General features: G+C 49.6%; 5 protein-coding genes. All 5 read right to left on the reverse strand.

Annotated elements, in window-relative coordinates; all coding sequences use genetic code 11:
* Positions 1-987: YcdB/YcdC domain-containing protein (locus A4E54_RS00810; RefSeq protein ID WP_286723775.1), on the reverse strand; the 987-nt coding region annotated here is incomplete at its 3' end.
* An 86-nt stretch (positions 988-1,073) separates the two neighbouring features.
* A complete protein-coding gene (locus A4E54_RS00815) occupies positions 1,074-1,736 on the reverse strand; it encodes a hypothetical protein (RefSeq protein WP_286723777.1) in 663 nt (220 codons plus the stop codon).
* A 48-nt stretch (positions 1,737-1,784) separates the two neighbouring features.
* Entirely contained in the window at positions 1,785-4,427 is a 2,643-nt protein-coding gene (locus A4E54_RS00820) for a protease complex subunit PrcB family protein (protein WP_286723779.1), read from the reverse strand.
* A gap of 43 nt (positions 4,428-4,470) precedes the next feature.
* The gene (locus tag A4E54_RS00825; RefSeq protein ID WP_286723781.1) at positions 4,471-4,707 is read right to left on the reverse strand and encodes a hypothetical protein; all 237 of its coding nucleotides are present in this window, start codon (positions 4,705-4,707) and stop codon (positions 4,471-4,473) included.
* Between the two features lie 181 nt (positions 4,708-4,888).
* Complete coding sequence (locus A4E54_RS00830; RefSeq protein ID WP_286723782.1) at positions 4,889-5,356, reverse strand: hypothetical protein; 468 nt, start codon at positions 5,354-5,356, stop codon at positions 4,889-4,891.
* Positions 5,357-5,633: the final 277 nt, after the last annotated feature.

The following is a 5,633-nucleotide window of genomic DNA, read 5'->3' on the forward strand; positions in this document are numbered from 1 at the left end:
TTGCCCGCCCTCTCCGGCCAGCTTGATCAAGCTGGCCGGAGACTGCTCCCGCGGTTCATCCAGCGGCTTCCCCGATACGGCGTCTATGGACGTATACATAATGGGAGTATAAATCAAAACCGGCCGGGTTTCGACCTTTTCTTGGCCCAGCTTAGGATACTGCCGGGGCTGCCGCTCGACATAGTTCAGCTTCATTTCCAGCGAGCCGGCAAAAATCTCTGCCGCCGCTTCCTTAGTCACTGCCAGCGCGGGATCGGGAAACGCTGCCGGATCCGGCCCCCCGCCTTTTATGCCGCCATTTGTCTCGTGATATCTTTCTATGTAATATTCGGTAACATGCCCGGCGGCGTCGATACCCACCTGCAGCATGCCGTTGTTCAGCAAGGGTATGCCATTAACCAGGCGCTCAAACTGCACATGCGCCGAGGCCCACGTGATTTTATTCCCCTTGCTGTCCTGTGCGCCTCCGCCGCCGTAGCTTATCTGGCCGTTCATCTGATAATCCTTCATTTTATCTCCCAGCACCCGCCGGGCAAACTCAGCCGCCTTTTCTTTGGCCAGCCCGGAGGCCGGAAGCTCAGCGGAAGCCCAACTCGGGTTCCGGATATCGAACCTGAGCAGTTCCCCAGTATCGGTTGCAAAAGTAAGGTTGGCGCGAATACGCATAATGCCGGGCACCGTATCCCCGGCCCTGTCGCTCAAGAATACTTTCCAAGTGGCCTCACCTTCCTCACTTACGCCTTCCACGGAGAGTTCCTTTAGTTCAGGCACGATTTGATAGATCTTTTCCAGCGCCTGCCGCTGCGACTCATTCAACGCCGTCTTTGCCACCGGCTGTTTGGCGGCCCCGTCTTGCAACTCTACAGTTGCCGTACCGCCTTGCGCTTCCCGCCCGCCCGACGCCTCTTTTTCCGCCGCCCAGGCGGTCGTGGACAACAACATGCTCACAGCCAGCACTACGGCTGCTGCCCCCTTAACCCTTTTCAAAAAACCTCCTCCTTTTCATGTTGTTTATTAATATAATTGGTTTCAAGATATGCTTGGTTTTGTGCAAAAACTATATGGAATATTATTTATATTTCTATGCTTATAACCTTATCATCAGCGTTTATGATGCCATTTTCAATGACAACTTTAGAATCATAGTCAACTCCTACCAATGTTTGCTTTTCACCTGTTAATAAATTCATAATAGCTGATTCGCGAGTTTCATCCAAAGCTTTTTCTGACCAGAAGACGTAATTGCCTTTTACCATATATTTAAAATTCAAGCCGCCGGAACGACCACCACTTGCGATTGCACGTTGCTCTTTGGTCTCAAGATTCATACCAATAATTCTTATGGAACCTTGGTTCCAATCTGCAGCGGCCAAGTATTCTTCTATCACAATCCAATTATTGTTAGCAGGTGTGATATCGGTAACTCTGGTTAATACTTCTCTTCCGGCGCTATCAACTGCTATTAACGGTAGTTCTGTTATAAGTTTTGCATCCTTCTTATTTAGCGTGTTGTAAGATGAAAGGTAAATAGATGTAGATGTAATTGGGTGTGGGTATCCTTGTGTATCAACCCCGTTATGATCAATCAGCTCACAATGAGACCAAATAGTTTTGTCATCAATAGTCGCATAAACTGTCTCATCGAACGTACTAATACCTTCTTTATTTGAAAGTGAACAACCACTTAATAAAGACAACAAACAGCACCATGACATGAACAAAAAAAACTTTTTCATGCAATAAGCTCCTTGCACCTTATATTTTTCCGGGCATGGAGACGAAAATCATTGCGGAAATCCTTCCGCAAATTCCACCACCGCACCGGTCGCCGGGATGCGGACTAAGACAGACGGATAGGTTATTGCCTGCGCCGCCATCTCCCCGGGCGCCGGGTTGTCAATCCGGTAATAAACCTTCAACTTGCCACTGCCTTTACTAAGAATATCAATTATCCCAACACTATAACCGGCGGTGGACTTTTCCCCAGCCGAGACGCAAACATAGCTCCATTCGCCCAAGGTTTTAGAGCCGGTAAAGAGCCGCGTGGCGTTAGCGGCCGCCCAATTTCTGATTTCCCGCGGAACGCTTTCGTCATTCAGGGACATGATCTTGAAAGGCACTGACCATCTATATTGGTCAACAGGCCTATAATACGGTGATTCCATCTCTTTTGTAAGGTCTTTTATCAGGCCGTTAGCTTTTTCGACTGTGTCGCTCGCAGGGTACTCTTCCAATATTCTTTGCAGGTAAGCGGCGTCGCCGGTGTATGCGCCAAGCGCCAGCAGCGCGTCGTCGGCCATGCTGCTATCCGGGTATTCCTGAACAAATTGCCGGTAGGTGGAAATGATTTTTTCCTGAATCTCAGACGAGTTAAAGGCGAACGTGGCGTCTTCTCCCCACTCGTCCAGGCCGATGTAGCAAAGGCCGGCGGAGTAAAGCGCCCTGGCCTTCAGCTCCGGCGCGGCGGACGGCTCCTGGTAGACCTGCTGGAAATACGGCAGGCTGTGGCTGTAGTTGATCATTTCCCGGGCGAAAACAGCCATTTCCGCGGGCGCGTGTCCGTGGCCCATGGCGTTGATAAATCCCAGCCAGTTGTAATATTGCCGCTCCCCGACCCACAAGTGGTTATAGTAAAGCATCTCGTTATGAAAAATCGCCGCCGCTAACTGGTATAAATCAGCCGGGTCTTTGGATTGTTCCCACTGTGCTTGCAAGCTGGCTAGCTTCTTGACCTCGCCCAGCTGCTTTTCGACTGCACCGCGAAAATCGTATTGATCATTTTCGTTGAGATAATATTCGTTAAGATGATCAAAAGGCAAAATTAACTGGCTGGCTGTCAGCTCACCCTCCTGTTTTAAAAATTCCTCCAGCCGGGCAGCGGCCTGGGCGTAATGCTCCCGGCGGATCTCCTTTACAGCCAGGGAATAGTTGACAAAGGCCTGCAAGGGCGGCTCCAGTTTTTCCGCGGATAGCGCCTCCAGTTGCTCATAAGTCATCCTCACATCCAGGATGTAAACCAACCTGCCGGCGGCCGCGTAGCGCATGTCTCCGTCAGGTGAGAAACGGGCTTGCTGCATCGTCTTGACGGCGTCGGTAAAACGCCCCTTGATCTCATAACAGCGGGCCAGGCGATAAGCTGCGTCGTCCGCGGCCGGGTGGCGGGGAAATGCAGCCAAGAATTTTTCCCAGCCGGGGATTTCCCGGTCCGGATCGTATTCCTCGTCCCCGTAAGGAGGCACCCAGACACCGTTAAATGATGGTTCTTGGGCACGATCTATTTCAAAGTAAGGTATCCCCCGCACCGCTTCATAGGCCTTGGCCCCCCGGCCCAGGTAGCTTTGCGGGTACTTTTGGCAGGCGTCCCGCAGCAACCGCCAGTCCGGGCCGTAAATCCTGAAAGCATGATCTTCCTGCGTCAAGGCGGCCACTCCATTTTGGTCCGTGTCCCGCACATACTGTTCCAGGGCCTTTTCCTGGCCTAAATCCATGTAGAGGGCTGCAAGGCATTCCTGGCAGCAGTATGGCGACGCGTCTGTTTCGGCTATTTTCCATAGCCAGTCAATCCAATCCTCCCTGCCGGCTCCTTCCAGCCGCCAGTGCGCGATGCCGGCAATTCTACTAATCAAATCGGCTCTATCCCTGGCGGAAGCAAGGCTGGCATAGAGGCCGCCTAACGTTTCCAAGGCTTTCGTTTCTCCCAATTGATAGAGGGTGAAAAGCTGGTTGGATCGGTAAACCAGATCCTGTTCCTTTTCCTGCGCGCGCCACAGCCAGCCGGCGGCGGCCGCACGGTAGGCATTGTCAACCTGTACTTGGGCAAACCTCCCGACTGTGTCGACAAGACGCCGCTCAACGTACGGATCGTTTAGTTTAACGCAAGTCTCATCCAACCATCGCACCATATCGGCCGGATTGATAAAAACTTTTTGCCAGGCCTGCTCAAAAAAACAATTGCCCCGCAGGGAAAGAACCGCGCTGGTCAAATCATCCGGATTATTCATGCGGGCAGCCAGAACAGGAACCAGATACCGGTTGGCATTAGCGTCACTATAAGCGCCAATATCTTTAGCCAGTTGAGAAACTTGCTCCTCTGTCATCAACCTAATCAGGATATTACTGATGCTAAAGGCGTCATTTATATTTTTATCTCTCAGGTAGTCCAGTAAAACCTGCGCCGCGTCAGCGTCCGGCCCGGGCAGGGCGTCAAAAGCGCCGGCAACAAGCGCCAGTTCATAGTCGCTCGTGGCCTGCCATAGTTTTGCTTTTAATTCAGCCAAGGACTCGCCGGCCGCCGCTCCGGCCGCATCGGCCGGCGGGCTTTGTGCGGCGGCCCAAACCTCCCGTGGTTTGCCGGGCAAATAGATGACAACAGCGAAAATCATGAAAAATATCACCGGGAAAACGGCAATCCTGCCGGATTTAATCATGTCAGTCACCTCCTGGTGCAACCTTCTTCTATATTTCCTGCTTTTAGGGGAATAATTTGCCATCTTTGTTCAAATTTAAAAATGAATTTACTCCCTGCATTTCTTCGAATATGGTTAACTCATCAACCTTGGTTATCTTCCATTTATTTTGTTCCTTTTCCAGGCAAAACACCGCGCTAAAGGTCCTGGCAGACTTTTCTCCTTTCTTTAATGTCAAGTAATCGTAAAAATGAGGAGGTTCAATTTCCTTGTCTCCTTTCCTTAATATTGTTTCAGCCACGTCCAATTCCGCGGTAGCGTTATTTTCAGCAACGGTTACAATAGGTTCTTTGAAAGAAACGCTGTACTTCTTTACCCCCGGCGGTCTCCACGCATCAAATAGCCGCCGCCAGTCGTTGATTCCGTCTCTCCATTCATTCGTCGGCTCAAGGTACCCGTATTCCTTCTAAAAAGCAGCCTGGTCATCTTTTGCCAGGGCGTTGCCCAAAATTTTGTAATAATTGTTGACGGCGGCCAACCCATAACCAGACGCCTGCCACCTCCGGCAGTTCAGCCAGTTGATATGTCCGGACGTATTTATTGTCCACTTTTTTAAACTTGATATCTTTCAAGTCCAGAACAACAGGCCCATTCTCATGCTGTACCGGCCCGCCGGAAAATTCCAGACGCAGTGGTTCATTAGGACTTTCAACCGGATCGAAGGTTAAAAGTGTTTCACCTCCGGGTAATTTTGCGGGATATTCTTGCATAAAGGAACAAAAGCCCAGATTCCGGTCCTCCCCGTCAAAAAGCTTGACGTAAAGCGGGTCAAACTTTCCACTGATATCTCCTTCAACAGCGGCAATCAAAAACGTACCCGTCTTGTCTAACAGGACTTTTTCTATGGTAACAGGAATTTTATTGCCTTCATCCTCTTCACCTGTCTGCATTTATAAACATGTTTAGTTTCGTATTTTAATTATACGTCAGTTTAATATGCCTTTATATTTTGGACGGTGCAAAGAACTAACTGGTTCACCAAAATCAACCATAATATACTACAATATACTAGAATATACTACCCCTTGGGAATATTACAGAATAAACGTTTCCTGCAGTAAGGCGTCCGGGAAATTATCGGTAAATATTGCCGTTTATCTTAAATACAGAACTTTATCAACACTATATTCGTCTTAATTTCAGATAACTGATCAGTTAGTGTTATCT

Origin of the sequence: Pelotomaculum sp. PtaB.Bin117, from assembly GCF_002067195.1 — a bacterium.
In the GTDB taxonomy this organism is placed as follows: Bacteria; Bacillota; Desulfotomaculia; order Desulfotomaculales; family Pelotomaculaceae; genus Pelotomaculum_D; species Pelotomaculum_D terephthalicicum.